This window comes from Mycolicibacterium wolinskyi (assembly GCF_002101965.1).
GTDB lineage: Bacteria > Actinomycetota > Actinomycetes > Mycobacteriales > Mycobacteriaceae > Mycobacterium > Mycobacterium wolinskyi.
Genome location: NZ_LQQA01000012.1, coordinates 56,815 through 70,322 on the forward strand (window position 1 = coordinate 56,815; position 13,508 = coordinate 70,322).

Here is a 13,508-nt window from a genome sequence, read left to right on the forward strand (position 1 = left end):
ACAACTTCGCCACCGCCGGAGGGACTGTCGCAGTAACGGTGTAAGTGGCCTAACGGCCCCCGGTGTGTCGGTGGGCGGAAAGGTCACGAAATGACCGAGACTGTCGTGGCTGTGGAGCCATCGCAGAACCCTGATCAAGACGAGGCCGCTGCGGCGGCGATCGAGGTATCCGACGCTCGAGCAGTCGATGAACTTGAAGTCGCCCGGGAGTTGGTGCGCCAGGCCCGCGAAGCCGGGGTGGCGCTGACCGGCCCGGGTGGATTGCTCAAGGCGATGACCAAGACGGTCATCGAAACCGCCTTGGACGAGGAACTGTCCGAGCACCTCGGCTATGACCGACACGACCCGACTGGGTATGGAAGTGGCAATTCCCGCAACGGAACTCGTAGCAAAACCGTTCTGACCGATTCCTGCGGCAGCATCGACATCGACGTGCCCCGCGATCGTGCGGGCACCTTCGAACCGCACATCGTCAAGAAGCGCCAACGCCGCCTGACCGACGTCGACGAGGTGATCCTGTCGCTGTATGCCCGTGGGCTCACCACCGGGGAAATCAGCGCCCATTTCGCCGACATCTACGGCGCCGAGGTCTCCAAGGACACCATCAGCCGGATCACCGACCGCGTCGTCGAGGAGATGACTACCTGGCACACCCGCCCGCTGGAGAGGGTGTATGCCGCGGTGTTCATCGATGCGCTGCACGTCAAGATCCGTGACGGCCAGGTCGGTCCCAGGCCGATCTACGCTGCCATCGGCGTTGATCTCAACGGCCGCCGCGACGTGCTGGGGATGTGGGCCGGTGAGGGCGACGGGGAATCGGCCAAGTATTGGCTGTCGGTGCTCACCGAGCTCAAGAACCGCGGCGTGGCCGACATCTTCTTCCTGGTCTGCGACGGGCTCAAGGGACTGCCGCAATCGGTCGGCGCGGCGTTTCCCGACACCGTGGTCCAGACGTGTGTCATTCACCTAATCCGCGGCACGTTCCGCTACGCCGGCCGCCAGCACCGCGATGCGATCGCCAAGGCCATCAAGCCGATCTACACCGCGGTCAACGCCGAGGGCGCCGCGACGGCGTTGGATGCGTTCGATGCGGAGTGGGGCAACCGCTATCCAGCGGCAATTCGGTTGTGGCGCAACGCCTGGAGTGAGTTCATCCCGTTCCTGGACTACGACACCGAGATAAGGAAGGTGATCTGTTCGACCAACGCCATCGAATCCCTAAACGCCCGCTACCGTCGTGCGATCCGGGCCCGCGGACACTTCCCGAACGAGCAGGCAGCCATGAAATGCCTATACTTGGTCACCCGGTCGCTGGACCCGACCGGGACCGGTCAAAAGCGATGGACGATGCGCTGGAAACCAGCGCTGAACGCCTTCGCGATCACCTTCGCCGACCGCATGCCGGGAAGCGAAACCACCTAACCGAAGATGCCGCTTACACCGTTAATCGGACAGTCCCCCGCCGGATCGAGTTATCTGGGGTCTGATTTGGGTGTGTATTGATGTTCCCGCTTAGGTGATGTGGCGTGACTTTCCGTTAGCGGGAACAGGGGGAATCGTGATTGTTCCCGCTAACGAGTTGGCCGCGGCGGGGCTGTTGTCGGATGGAACCGGTTGTCTCGGTGGCGCGTCTAACTCAGTTGTGGATGGTGAGGAACGCCAGGCGCTGGTGGACGAAGGTCTTGATCCCGACGACTCGGCGGTGGTGGCGGCAATCGATTTGGTGCGGTGGGAGTTGTCGCTGCTGTTTGGTCAGGACGGCTGAGCGGCGAGTTCGTTGGCGAGGTCTTTGACGCGGGTGTTTATGTCGTCGCGGATGATGCGCATGCGGTCGATGCCGTCGATGCCGCGCAGGGAGGGTTCGTCGGTGTCCCAGCGTTGGATGCGGGTGCTGGGGTGCTGCGCCTCGTTGAGGTGGGCTTGGCTGCCGACGATGACGACGAGGTCGGCGTTGTCGATCATCTGGTCGGTGAGTTGGGTCGGTTGATGGCTACTGATGTCGACGCCTACTTCGGCGAGCACTTGGGCGGAGAGATCGTTGACTGCGGTCTTGGCGTGCGTGCCGGCCGAGGCGACGTGGATGTTGGGGCCGGTCACCTGGCGCATGAGCCCGGCGGCCATGACGGATTTTCCGGCGTTGCTGACGCAGACGAACAACACAGATGTCTCTGCCATAGTTGGTGTGTCCCTGGTGTTCGGGGTTATCGGGTGCGGGGCACGTTCAGCTCGGCCAGCAGCCGGCGGACGCGTTCGTCGATGTCGTCGCGGATGGGGCGCACGGCGTCGAGGCCTTGGCCGGCCGGGTCGGGGAGTTCCCAGTTTTCGTAGCGTTTTCCGGGGAAGATCGGGCATGCGTCGCCGCAGCCCATGGTGATGACGACGTCGGCGGCCTGGACGATTTCGTCGGTCCAGGGTTTGGGGTATTCGCCGGTGATGTCGATGCCGACTTCGTGCATGGCTTCGATGGCGGCGGGGTTGATCTCGTTGCCGGGTTCGGATCCACCCGACCAGGCGATCGCCTGGTCGCCGGCGTAGTGGGTGAAGTAGCCCAGCGCCATTTGGGAGCGGCCGGCGTTGTGGGTGCACAGGAACAGCACGGTGGGTTTGCCGTCGTTGATGTGGCCTTCGACCCGTGCCAGGGCGTGGAGGCGTTGGCGGGCGAAGCGTTCGGCGAGCAGGGGCAGGAAGTTGGGAATAGTGGCGCGGCCGGCGAATTGGTCGTACGAGGTGTGTAGGAACCGTTCGATGGTTTCGGTGCCGAAGGTGTCGGCGAAGTCGGTTTCCAGCCGGGTCGCCGCGGTGCGCAGCGCGAGTTTCTGGTCGATGGAGAGGTCGTGGCGCAGCTGGTGGGTGACGGGGCTGTCAGTCATGGCGTGGTGTCCGTTCTCGTCGTCGAGCCGGTGGTGGGCAGGTGTTGGGAGGTGTGGTGGCGGAACCGCTTGCGCAGCGCCAGGGAGACGTAGACCAGGGCGACGAGCACCGGCACTTCGATCAATGGGCCGACCACCCCGGCGAGGGCTTGGCCGGAGGTGGCGCCGTAGGTGGCGATCGCCACGGCGATGGCGAGTTCGAAGTTGTTGCCGGCGGCGGTGAACGCCAGGGTGGTGGTGCGCTCGTAGCCGAGATCGAGCAGGGTGCCGAGGAGGTAGCCGCCGCCCCACATGATGGCGAAGTACGCCAACAACGGCAGGGCGATGCGGGCCACGTCCCATGGTTGGTGGGTGATCTGATCGCCTTGCAGGGCAAAGAGAATCACGATGGTGAACAGCAGGCCGTAGAGCGCCCACGGTCCGATCCGTGGCAGGAACTTGGTTTCGTACCAGGTGCGGCCCTTAGTGCGTTCTCCGATGCGTCGGGAGAGGTAGCCGGCGGCCAGGGGGATGCCGAGGAAGATGAATACGGATTTGGCGATCTGCCAGGGTGAGGTGTCGATGGTGGTCTGCTCGAGGCCGAGCCAGCCGGGCAGCACGGAGAGGTAGAACCAGCCCAGCATGGCGAACATGATGACCTGGAAGATCGAGTTCAAGGCCACGAGGACGGCGGCGGCTTCGCGGTCGCCGCAGGCCAGGTCGTTCCAGATGATGACCATGGCGATGCAGCGGGCCAGCCCGACGATGATCAGGCCGGTGCGGTATTCGGGAAGATCCGGTAGCAGCAGCCAGGCCAACGCGAACATCAACGCCGGGCCGAGCACCCAATTCAGGATCAGCGAGGAGAGCAGAAGTTTGCGGTCGCCGGTGACGGTGTCGAGCCGGTCGTAGCGGACTTTGGCCAAGACCGGATACATCATGATCAGCAGGCCGAGGGCGATGGGCAGTGAAATGCCGTCGATCTGAACGCTTTCCAGTGCGGTGTTCAGGCCGGGGATCCAGCGGCCAAGCAGCAGCCCGGCGACCATCGCGGCGCCGATCCAGACCGGTAGGAACCGGTCGAGGGTGGAGAGCTTGCCGACCACCGGCGCCGCGGTGGTGGTGTCGGTCATGCCGAGACTCCCGCCGTGGTGCCGAGCAGGACGGTCAGGCTGGCCAGGGCGTCGGGCACGACTGCGTAATACACCCATGAGGCTCGGCGCTCCGAGGTCAGCAGTCCGGCGTCGCGCAGCACCTTGAGGTGATGGCTGATGGTGGGTTGGGAGACCTCGATGTCGGCGGAGATGTCGCAGACGCAGGCCTCGCCGCCGGCGTGGCTGGCGATCGCCGAAAACAGTTGCAGCCGCACCGGATCGGCCAGGGATTTGAGCTTGACCGCCATATCAGCGGCGGCGGTGGCCGTCAGGGGTTCGCGCAGCAGCGCCCCGGGCGGGCAACACGCGTCCGGATCGGCCAACAACTCCCGCGATTTCGACATACATCGATATTGACGGTTATCGAATCAGTGGTCAAGTGAACGTGTGGTGAACACACCCTGGGCGCCGGTAATCGTTTAGTCGCGGACGCGGTGAGCCGGCTGGGCGGCGGCCGTGGCGGGCGGGGTGTGGGCGTCGGTGAGGTGGGTGGGGGTGGCGGCCAGGCTGATCAGGGTTGCCAGGATCGCCACGGCGCCGAGGACCAGGAACATGGGGGCGTAGCCGCCGAGCAGGCTGGCCAGCGCGGCGCCGATCCAGGGGCCCAGGGCGGTGGTGAGGGTGACCGGGGCGGCCAGCACGGCGCTGAGGTGACCGTAATGGGTGGTGCCCCACCGGTCGGTGACGGCGGTGGCCTGCACCAGAGTCAGGATGCCGCGGGCGAAACCGGCTACCACGGTGACGATCACCAGCGCCAGCAGTGAGGTGAACACCCCGAGCAGGGCGGTGCTGACTGCGATCGCAGCCAGAATCACCGCGGTGCGGGTCCGCACGCTCAGCCGGCGCACCAGCGTCCCGTAGCCCAGCCGGCCCAGAACTTGGCCGGCGCCCCCGAGGCCCAATGCGAGGGCGGCGGCCTGGGTGCTGATGCCGCGTTCGGCCATCAGCGGCACCAGGTTGACGATGATGGCGTAGGAGGCGCAGGCGCCCAGCGCGATCGCCGCGGTCAGCGCCAGGAATGGCAGGCTGCGGGTGGTGCGGGTCGGCGACTCGGCGTGATGCGGGTGCGGGGCCGGGGGCCAGGGGTGGCGCAGCCCGAAGAAATGGGCCGGGATGGTGAGCACCGCGAGGGCGGCGGCCAGCACGAGATAGGTGCCACGCCAATCCAGGTGATCGGCGAGGGTGGCGGTCAGCGGGGCGAACACGGTGCTGGCCAGCCCCGCCACCAATGTGAGCACCGTCAGTGCTCGGACGTGGTGTGGTCCGTGCCAGCGGGTCAATGCGGCGAACGCCGGCTGATAGAGCACCGCGCCCATCGCCGTCCCGGCCGCGATCCAGGAGGCCACGAACCACGCCAGGCTGGGGGCGAGTGCCACCCCGACTAGTGCCAGCGGGCCCAGGACTGAGCCGAGGGTCATCACCGCGTGTGGGCCGTGGTGGTCGATCCAGCGGCCCACCCCGATCCCCACCAGTGCCGAGGTGACCAGGGCGGCCGAGAACGCCGCGGTGACCGCTGGTGGTGACCAGCCGGTCTTTTCGGTGATGCGCACCGAGAGCACCGTGAACGCGTAATACAGCACACCCCAGCTGGTGATCTGGGTCAGGCACAATGCCGCCAAGATCGCGCGCCGGGCGGCCGCGCTGGGCGTGAGCGCCTGTCGTGCTGGTGGATTCGTCACGCCACCGGCCCAACTGGGTCAGCCATCATCCCCCTCGTCCATGCCTGGCGCCGGTGGGGTTCCCACGGTCACATGGTGGTGGCCCCGCCCGGCTCCCGGTCGCCACGCCGGCGTCAGCAGCAGGACGCGGCCTTCGCCGTGGCCGGCGTGTCGGTGGCCGCGGCGGTGCCGCCGCAACACACCCCACCCTTGTCGTCGCCGGCTGATTCGTCGAGGTGCTGGGGGCTGGTGCCGAACGTCTCGGAGTCGGCCAGCACGGTGTAGACCTCCCACTTCTCCCCGGCCGGGCCGGTCACCCACACCTTGTCCTGGGTGGCGAAGCAACACGTGGTGCCGATCTCCTCATCGGTGAACAGGCCCTCGCCGGTCAGGCGGGCGATCTCGGCGTGCACTTTCTCGCTGGACTCCACCTCCACCCCGAGGTGGTTGATGGTGCCGCCTTTACCGGGGTTTTCCAGCAGCACCAGCTTCAACGCTGGCTCGGCGATCGCGAAGTTGGCGTAGCCGGGCTTCACCTTGGCCGGCTCAGTGCCAAACAGCTTGCTGTAGAACGTGATCGCCTCGTCGAGATCATCGACGTTGAGGGCGAGCTGAACACGGGACATGATCCACCTCCACTAGGCGTGAGACATATATCGAACTGACGCGTCACCGTCAGAATGCCACCTTTTCGATATATGTCAAGAGTTGTGGCAGGATGGGTGTCATGCCCAAAGCGCTGCCCGTGATCGACATGTCCGCCCCGGTGTGCTGCGCCCCGGTGGCCGCCGGGCCGCTCAGTGACGCAGATGCTCTGCAGGTGGCGATGCGGCTCAAGGCGCTGGCCGATCCGGTGCGGGTGAAGATCATGTCGCTGCTGTTCAGCTCGGGCCAGGCGGAGGAGACCAGCGGCGATCTGGCCGCGGTGCTCGATCTGGCCGAGTCGACGGTCAGTCATCATCTGGGTCAGCTGCGCAAGGCCGGGTTGGTGATCTCCGAGCGGCGCGGCATGAACGTTTTTCACCGGGTGAAACCTGAAGCGCTGCAGGCTTTGTGTGTGGTGCTCGATCCCACTTGCTGCCAGTGAGCGCTGGTTGCGGTCAGGTGCTTTGTTCGTAGCGGCGGTCGAGTTGGCCGTAGAGCAGCTCGATGGTGGTGACCTGTTGGGCGAGAGTGGCTTTGAGTTCTCGGATCTCGTTGTCTTGGGCGGCGATTTTGCGGCGTAGGGCGGTGATGATGCTGGTGTCGCGGCCGGTGGTGGGTGGTTCGGCCGTGTCGCGGTGGTGGCGGTACTGGTCGATGACCGCGATCAGGTCGGGGTGTTTGTAGATGGTTTTGCGGGTCACGCCGGCGCGGGCGGCCACGGTCGAGACGTTGATGGTGGCGCGGGTTTTGCGCAGGTGGGCGATGGCTTTTCGATGTCGCGGCGTTTGTCGTTGCTGACCGAGTCGCGGTAGGTTTCCAGGCCGCGCAGCGCTTTGGCGGTTGGTGGCGGGGGTTTCGGGCGGTTCATCGGGGCGTGTCGGGGTCTGCCTTGCGCAGCACGGACTCGTGGCTGCCGCGGGTGGCGATGGGCATCTGCGGTGCCCGGTGGGTGGTTCCGGCACCACCCACGGCGGCGGTGCCGTCGGTGGGCACGTCGTCGCGGGTGAGCCGGTCGATGATGGCGTCGAGCGAGGCGATGTCGCGCCGGCGTTCACCGATCCACACGTTGTCGTCGGTGAGTTCGCGCCCGGTGCGGGTGCGGTATTGCTCGCGGCGCAGGTCGATCAGCGTCAGGGTCTTCGCTCGTTGGTCGATCAGTTCGGGCAGATGGGTGGCGTCGGTGGCGAAATGCCCGCAGGACAGGCACGCGTTGCCTTTGTCGCAGCGGGTCAGCGGGGGCAGCAGGCAGACCCCGTTGGGCAGCACCCGGTCGGTGCGGGCCGCCAGTTGGGTCATGTCGTAGATGTCGGACGGGCTGATGGTGATGTCGGTGCCGTGGGCGCCGATCTTTTTGTGCCGCAGGAATTCCGCCTCGGCGGTCGCGGCCAGGGTGGCGGCATAGCGCAGGGTCATCTCCGGGGAGGCGTGTCCGAGGTAGCGCTGCACCACGTGGATCGGGACGCCGTCGTTGAGCAGCTCGGTGGCCCGGGTGTGGCGCAGCCGGTGGGTCTGGGAAAACCGCAAAGGCTGGCCGGCGGCGTCGGTGAGGCCATGGATCTTGTCGAGCCTGCCCAGCACCACGCTGTAGGAGTCATAGCTGCGGGGCCGCTGGCCGTGGTGCTGAAACCGCAAGCCCAGGAACAAGTATTTCGGTTGGAGGTCCGGGTATTGTCGGCGGATCCAGGCCTGTTGCTCGGCGATCACGTTGACCACGGCCTGCTCGACGAGGATGGTCGGATCACCCCGTCGACTTTGGTCTGCTGGTAGCGCAGCTTGGCGACGAAGGCGTCGGGGTCGTCGCCGGCCCCAGCGGGGCGTTGCTGGCCCGGAATCGGCGTCAGGGGATCGTAATCGAGCATCAGGATCTCGGAGGCCCGCCGTCCGGTCAGGGCTTGCAGCAGCCAGATCCGGGCGGCTTGCGGATCGCCCAAGCCGGCGACGACCGAGATGGCGGAATCGGGGTGGGTGATCACCACCGGCTGGCCGGTGTCGGCGGCGAGCACGTCGAGATAGCACAGCATCTGCTGCAGCTCGGCGGTGGAAAACCAGGTCAGTTCCCGGTCGCGGCGGACGCGGCGGGCACGGAACGCCGCCCCCCACAACCGGGTGTGGGTGTCGGTCAGCGCCAGCCACCGCTGCTCACCGGTGGCCGCGGCGGCTTCCTCGGCGTGATCGACCATGAACGTGTAGAACATCTGCGTCTTGGACTGGGCCGCGGCGATCGCCGTCGCCGACAGCGGCCGATCCGGTTTGGCGCGGGCGGCAGGGGATTTCAGATACTCGGTGAACAGCAGCCGCAGCTGGGAGCGGTCGGTGCTGATCACCGGATCGTCGATGTGGCGGTCGGCCAGAAACGGGCCCAGGTGGCGGGTGATGTCACGGGTGCGGGACATCACCGACGACCAGCGCAGCAACTCCGCGGTCAGGCAGGTCCGCAGCCAGAACCGCACCCCTTCGCGCAGCCACCCCGGGGTGATCCCGCCCAGCCGCACGACCTGGTCGTGGCACGGTTCGTGTTCGCGCTGCGGGATGCGCGGGTCGGCGTCGAGATCCCAGATGTCATGGGCCCACCACGGCGCCTCGGTGCAGCGCACCGCCACATGCAGATGCAGGTGTTCGATGAAACTGGTGACATTGCGCCGGAACCCGGCCGAGGGCAACCTGCCGTTGCGGCGCTCGAACTCGAGCACCCCGTGGCGCACGATGGCCTGCGCACTCAACTCGGCGATACTGGCCGGGTCGCGGCGATGCGACCGGTGGTGGTCGGCCGCGGCCAGGCTCACCGCGGCTGGTCCACTTCAGCAGCGACGGTTCGATCTTGCGGCGGTCCTCGTGCCCGCACAGCCACACCCACCACGCCATCTCGTCGCAGATCCGTTGCGGCACTCCCTGCGGGGTGAAGTCGTGCCCCTGCGCGGCCGGTAGGTAACGCGAATTGGGTTGGAACACCGCATCACACGGGGCCCGGTCGAGGTGATAGACCAGGGTCCGCCACCGCAGCGGCACCTGGGCCCACTGCTGGGCCCACCGACCCTGTGCGCCGTCGCCGACCAGCGGTGCCGGCGGCGCCCCGGCACGGGGGTCATTGCCCGTCACGGCTCACCTTCCATCCGGCGGCATAGTTGCGCCACTCGGCGAGGGCGCGCATCTCGGCATCGGCGGTCACCCACCCATACGTCGACAGGGTGGTCTGCACATCGGCATGCCCGAGCCGGCGCATCACCACGTGCACGTCCACCCCGGCCAGCAGCAGCGCGGTGGCGTGGGTGTGGCGCAGCCAGTGCGGCGTCCACTCGGCCGGCAGTACCTGCGGGTGGCGTTCGGTGATCAGATCGACCTTGTCGTAGACGGTTTCGGCGCGCAGCGGCGCGTAGCGCACCCCGCGGACCAGGTTGACGAACACAAAATGAGACGCCAGATCCGGCACCGCCACATCGGCGCCGTCGGCCACCAATGCCCACACGTACTCGGTGTAGAGCGCCACCAGGTCATCGCCGATGTAGATGCGCCTCGGCCCGGTCTTGGCCCGCGCCCCGTGCGGATGATCGTCGCGCCCGGCGATCATAATCGACGGGGTGTCCCCGCCGGCGATGTGAAAGTCGTGGTGCCGCAACGACAACACTTCACCCAGCCGGGCCCCGGTCTCGGCCAGGACCGCGAAAAACAACCGGTCCCACAGCCCCACCGCGCCGTCGGTCCACCCGCCGCCGGAGGTTTGGACGCTGCAGGTGTCCAGGATCGTGTTCACCTGCGCCGGCTCCAGCACCGGGGTCTCGGCCCGCTGCGGGGCGCGGCGCCGACACAACGGGGTGTCCTGCTCGCTGGCCGGGCCCACCCCGGTCAGAAGCGGGGCGTACCGGCCGCGGCGTGCCGAGCGGGCGTGGCTGCTGTAGAGCCGCCGATACGGGCGGCTCAGATCATGGGCATCGGCGAAATACCGGTACATCGACAACACCGCCGCCCCCGCGGTCCCAGCGACGACTCCGCCATCGTCGTCTGCGGCGGACCGATCCGCGCCGTGCCCGGCAAATCCCCGGTCCGCAGATACCGCAGGAACGCCCCGAACGTGCTGGCGGGGAAGTCATCCCAGGAACTGCCGGTGTGCTCCAACACCGTGAACCACGCCGCCAACCCATAGGCGTAGGCCCGCACCGTGTTCGGTGAGGCACCCTCGTCCCGCAGAAACGTCAGGTACTCCCGCGCCGCGGCCACGGACAGCTGATCAGCACCGACCACTGTGTAGGTGTGCCGACGGTCCGGGAACCGGACCAGCTGAACCCGCGCCATGTTCAATCGCGCCCCGCCCGGCCCTTGCGGAAATCGTCGAGCCGCACCACCCGCGACGCCGCCGCGGCCGGCACCGATGCCGTGCGCGTCGTCCCGGCACTGGCGGCGACCGGTTTGCGTTCGGCGGCCGGCGCCGGGCGTTGGGTGGCCAGCAGCCAGTCCAGCACGTCGGCCGGGTAGATCATCGACTCGCGGGCGGCCAGCATCTGCACCGACGCTCCGCCGTAGCAGCGTTCCACCCACTTGCGCAGCAGCCGCGGCCGCTCCGGCGCCCGGTCCTGCCACCCCGGCTCAGTCATTCCCCAGGTGTGCCCGGTGGACTGGTTGATCCGCGAATACAAACACCAAAACCGACGGCGGCGACAGCGTCTACGACCGCTGCTACGGCTGGCGCGAAGACGCCGAATCGCTCAACAACACCCTCTACGGCGGCCGCATGACCGCCCACACCGCTACCCGGCAGCACGGGGTGATGATCGGATTCGCGCTGGGCCGCAACGCAATCGCCGCCTACATCCACCAACGCCACCAACAACCCGCGGCGGCCTGAGCACCCTAAGCGGAAAGCCCTGCCCTCTCGCTAGTCACACGCAGCTCACACACCGCACCAGACTCGCCCACAACATAGGCACCACTCCCGAAGGCCCCGATGCCGCTCCTTGGCCGATCCCCGACTAGTATGAATCGTCCTGCGGGTTTTTCAACACCTATTTCGATAGGTCCCTTCGCCTGCCTGGCGGCCTTAGTGGTGCTGGTTTCTCCCGGCCGCCGGTGGCTCATTCCAGTAGTCGTCGATGTCGGTCTCGAACACCGGTTGCTGCGGTGGCGGTGGGGGAGGTGGCAGAGTCCGCTGTTGTCCGTTGGCCGGCTGGTTTGTGCGACCATCGGCAGGCGGTTGAGAACCGTAATCTCCTGGTACCCAAGAATGCTGGGGACCGTTGGCATCGATGACGGGGGGAGCGTCGGACGAAGGCCTCCCGTTGCCGTTGCCGCGTGGCGCGGCATGCTGTTGACGGCCACCTTGCACCTTCTCGGCAACCGCCAAGCCCGCTACAACCTCTGGAGCGACCACTGCGGCCGCACCGCCGGCCGCCGAACCGCCAGCTCCGGCTGCTGCACCGCCTCCGGCGCCCCCACTGGCAGGGAGAGTGCCACCTCCGCCGCCCGGTACAGGCAGCGATTCAGTCAGTCCGCCACCACCACCGGTGCTCGACGAGGGCTTGTTGACGCCGGAGCGTCCTTGGACGGGCTGGCCTGTGAGTGGTTGATCGTCTCCTTGGTCACCTCCAGCTCCACCTCCGCCGGCGGCTCCCTTGTCCATCAGCCAGTCTCTACCGCGTTGGCTGGCGGCCATGCCTTTGTCGATGGCCTCCTGGCCCTTGTCGTAGCCCGCACGAGCGCTGTTGATGACTTGGTGCACCGCATGCACGAGGTCTTGGCGGGTGTGGTCGTTGAGCTCCTTTTTCAACCACCAGAACAGGCCGATGGCCACCGCCGACATGATCGCGATCATCATGAGCTGCGCGACGGGGTGACTCATGCCGACCTGTGCTGCATATCCGTTGGGCGCCACGGTTTTCAGGATGATGACTGCGGCGAAGGAGACGTAGAGCACGTAGACGAAAACGAGGAACGCGTGCTTGAAGAACTCCTTGATCCGCCGCTTGGCCCGCTGGCGGGGCTTGCCGTCGATCATCGCGGGCCCAGCAGCGAACAGGGCCATAAATGCGTTGAGGAACGCTGCACCGCAGACCATTACGTACGAGTAGGCGACATAGCAGATGAAAAACGTGAAAAAGAGCCCCAGGATGCAGAACCCGAAACCGACGGCGAAGCTGCCAAAGTCGAGTTGTTGAGCGTGGGCCAACGCCTGGGGAGCACCGCATCGAGCCATCGCGTGGGCGGGACGGGAGTGGTCACCTCCACCGATGAACGGCAGTGAATCGGTGGCAGACATGGACCCCGGCGCACCGGCGGGCACGCTCGGGGGCAGAGAGGGCAGCATCTGTCCGTCTCCAGCCATCAGCGCTTTCGAATAGGCGGTGCCGCAGCTGCCGATGTTGTCTACGACCATGCCGAAATTCATGAGCTGCAACGGGTGCCGTAGGACTGCGTCGGCGGTGACCGCGGTCAGGTGATCGAGATTGGCTGCATTGTCGGCCCCGGGGACGAGCGACCCGTTGTTGACAGCGCCTTGGGCGGCCGTGAAGGCCAGTGTGCGGGCTTGAAACAGTAGCCCGTGGTCCCCGGAGAGTTCGCCGAGCGGATCGCCTTGGAACACCAGGATCATGCCGATCACGCCGATCGCCACGCTACTGAGCATGATGCTCCAGCCGAGGCCGCGCCGGCCATGCCACAGCATCTGATAGGCGCCGTAGCCGAGGGCCAGGACGAGGCAGATCGGAAACACCCACAGGTCGATCAGCAGAGCGCGCAGCACATCGAAAAGCGGCCGAAACCAGGTGGCCAGCCAGTACAGCCACGTCGAGGACATGGCGAACCGCAACAACCACAAGGCGACGGTGATCATGAAGACGTAGAACGACACCTGGGCCTGCAGCCAGCTGACGACGGTGTCGTGGCTGACGCCGGTGACAACGGCGTTGCCGAGCCACCGCGCCCAACTCACTGGGTTGATGGACAAGTCGGGGCCGGCTTGAGTGATGGCTTCGCCGGCCGAGACAACCGACAGGTAGTAGCTGCCGAGGGGAACACCGTAGGTGTCCTTGATACCCGTCCAGTTCAGAACACCGGCCATCGTCGAGGCGAATGCCGGTGGTGCGGCGACGACCGACCAGAGGGTGAGGAGATGGCCGACCGACCAGAAGATGGTGACGCGACGCATCTTGGGGTGGGTCGCCATGAAGTAGCCGAATCGTTCGGCGGGATGCGGCCGTGCAGCTGCGGTGGCCATG

At 66.7% G+C, this 13,508-nt stretch carries 12 protein-coding genes and 2 pseudogenes; 3 read left to right on the forward strand and 11 right to left on the reverse strand.

Annotated elements, in window-relative coordinates:
- Positions 1 to 90: 90 nt before the first annotated feature.
- Complete coding sequence (locus AWC31_RS11505; protein ID WP_085144399.1) at positions 91 to 1,422, forward strand: IS256 family transposase; 1,332 nt, start codon at positions 91 to 93, stop codon at positions 1,420 to 1,422.
- 97 nt (positions 1,423 to 1,519) lie between these two features.
- The gene (locus AWC31_RS37125) at positions 1,520 to 1,765 is read left to right on the forward strand and encodes a hypothetical protein (protein WP_133060142.1); all 246 of its coding nucleotides are present in this window, start codon (positions 1,520 to 1,522) and stop codon (positions 1,763 to 1,765) included.
- Here AWC31_RS37125 and AWC31_RS11510 read toward each other — a convergent pair.
- The 6 genes from AWC31_RS11510 to AWC31_RS11535 all read right to left on the reverse strand — a co-directional run bounded on the left by AWC31_RS11510 (position 1,753) and on the right by AWC31_RS11535 (position 6,287).
- Positions 1,753 to 2,175, reverse strand: coding sequence for an arsenate-mycothiol transferase ArsC (locus AWC31_RS11510; RefSeq protein WP_085144400.1), 423 nt, complete (start codon positions 2,173 to 2,175; stop codon positions 1,753 to 1,755). The genes AWC31_RS37125 and AWC31_RS11510 overlap by 13 nt on opposite strands.
- Before the next feature lie 26 nt (positions 2,176 to 2,201).
- Positions 2,202 to 2,870 carry an arsenate reductase ArsC gene (locus AWC31_RS11515; RefSeq protein ID WP_085144401.1) on the reverse strand — a complete coding sequence of 223 codons (669 nt, stop codon included), beginning with the start codon at positions 2,868 to 2,870 and terminating at the stop codon, positions 2,202 to 2,204.
- The gene (arsB, locus tag AWC31_RS11520) at positions 2,867 to 3,982 is read right to left on the reverse strand and encodes an ACR3 family arsenite efflux transporter (protein WP_085144402.1); all 1,116 of its coding nucleotides are present in this window, start codon (positions 3,980 to 3,982) and stop codon (positions 2,867 to 2,869) included. The genes AWC31_RS11515 and arsB overlap by 4 nt, the downstream gene beginning before the upstream one ends.
- Positions 3,979 to 4,347, reverse strand: a complete 369-nt coding sequence (locus AWC31_RS11525) for an ArsR/SmtB family transcription factor (RefSeq protein ID WP_085144403.1) — start codon at positions 4,345 to 4,347, stop codon at positions 3,979 to 3,981. The genes arsB and AWC31_RS11525 overlap by 4 nt, the downstream gene beginning before the upstream one ends.
- Before the next feature lie 75 nt (positions 4,348 to 4,422).
- Positions 4,423 to 5,682 (reverse strand): MFS transporter, encoded by a 1,260-nt coding sequence (locus tag AWC31_RS11530; RefSeq protein WP_085144404.1) that lies wholly within the window; start codon positions 5,680 to 5,682, stop codon positions 4,423 to 4,425.
- Between the two features lie 113 nt (positions 5,683 to 5,795).
- Positions 5,796 to 6,287, reverse strand: coding sequence for an ArsI/CadI family heavy metal resistance metalloenzyme (locus tag AWC31_RS11535; RefSeq protein ID WP_085144405.1), 492 nt, complete (start codon positions 6,285 to 6,287; stop codon positions 5,796 to 5,798).
- A 101-nt stretch (positions 6,288 to 6,388) separates the two neighbouring features.
- On the opposite strand from AWC31_RS11535, the gene AWC31_RS11540 reads away from it, so the two are divergent.
- Complete coding sequence (locus tag AWC31_RS11540; protein WP_085144481.1) at positions 6,389 to 6,748, forward strand: Rv2640c family ArsR-like transcriptional regulator; 360 nt, start codon at positions 6,389 to 6,391, stop codon at positions 6,746 to 6,748.
- 13 nt (positions 6,749 to 6,761) lie between these two features.
- On the opposite strand, the gene AWC31_RS37820 is transcribed toward AWC31_RS11540, so the two are convergent.
- The 5 genes and pseudogenes from AWC31_RS37820 to AWC31_RS11570 form a co-directional block, all read right to left on the reverse strand.
- Positions 6,762 to 7,025 (reverse strand): hypothetical protein, encoded by a 264-nt coding sequence (locus AWC31_RS37820; protein ID WP_234816814.1) that lies wholly within the window; start codon positions 7,023 to 7,025, stop codon positions 6,762 to 6,764.
- A 145-nt stretch (positions 7,026 to 7,170) separates the two neighbouring features.
- A pseudogene (locus AWC31_RS11550) lies at positions 7,171 to 9,402 on the reverse strand (tyrosine-type recombinase/integrase).
- Positions 9,389 to 10,593, reverse strand: a pseudogene (locus AWC31_RS11555) (tyrosine-type recombinase/integrase). Before AWC31_RS11555 ends, AWC31_RS11550 begins: the two co-directional pseudogenes overlap by 14 nt.
- A gap of 2 nt (positions 10,594 to 10,595) precedes the next feature.
- Positions 10,596 to 10,892: a hypothetical protein gene (locus AWC31_RS11560; protein WP_085144406.1), complete on the reverse strand. Its 297-nt coding sequence runs from the start codon at positions 10,890 to 10,892 to the stop codon at positions 10,596 to 10,598.
- A gap of 443 nt (positions 10,893 to 11,335) precedes the next feature.
- On the reverse strand, positions 11,336 to 13,507 hold the full coding sequence (locus AWC31_RS11570; protein ID WP_085144407.1) for a hypothetical protein: 2,172 nt from the start codon (positions 13,505 to 13,507) through the stop codon (positions 11,336 to 11,338).
- Between the last annotated feature and the right edge of the window lies 1 nt (position 13,508).

Bases quoted from the DNA above. Each gene is read 5' to 3' on its own strand.
- AWC31_RS11505 (WP_085144399.1), top strand. From the start codon at position 91: ATGACCGAGACTGTCGTGGCTGTGGAGCCATCGCAGAACCCTGATCAA.
- AWC31_RS37125 (WP_133060142.1), top strand. From the start codon at position 1,520: ATGTGGCGTGACTTTCCGTTAGCGGGAACAGGGGGAATCGTGATTGTT.
- AWC31_RS11510 (WP_085144400.1), bottom strand. From the start codon at position 2,175: ATGGCAGAGACATCTGTGTTGTTCGTCTGCGTCAGCAACGCCGGAAAA.
- AWC31_RS11515 (WP_085144401.1), bottom strand. From the start codon at position 2,870: ATGACTGACAGCCCCGTCACCCACCAGCTGCGCCACGACCTCTCCATC.
- arsB (WP_085144402.1), bottom strand. From the start codon at position 3,982: ATGACCGACACCACCACCGCGGCGCCGGTGGTCGGCAAGCTCTCCACC.
- AWC31_RS11525 (WP_085144403.1), bottom strand. From the start codon at position 4,347: ATGTCGAAATCGCGGGAGTTGTTGGCCGATCCGGACGCGTGTTGCCCG.
- AWC31_RS11535 (WP_085144405.1), bottom strand. From the start codon at position 6,287: ATGTCCCGTGTTCAGCTCGCCCTCAACGTCGATGATCTCGACGAGGCG.
- AWC31_RS11540 (WP_085144481.1), top strand. From the start codon at position 6,389: ATGCCCAAAGCGCTGCCCGTGATCGACATGTCCGCCCCGGTGTGCTGC.
- AWC31_RS11560 (WP_085144406.1), bottom strand. From the start codon at position 10,892: ATGACTGAGCCGGGGTGGCAGGACCGGGCGCCGGAGCGGCCGCGGCTG.
- AWC31_RS11570 (WP_085144407.1), bottom strand. From the start codon at position 13,507: ATGGCCACCGCAGCTGCACGGCCGCATCCCGCCGAACGATTCGGCTAC.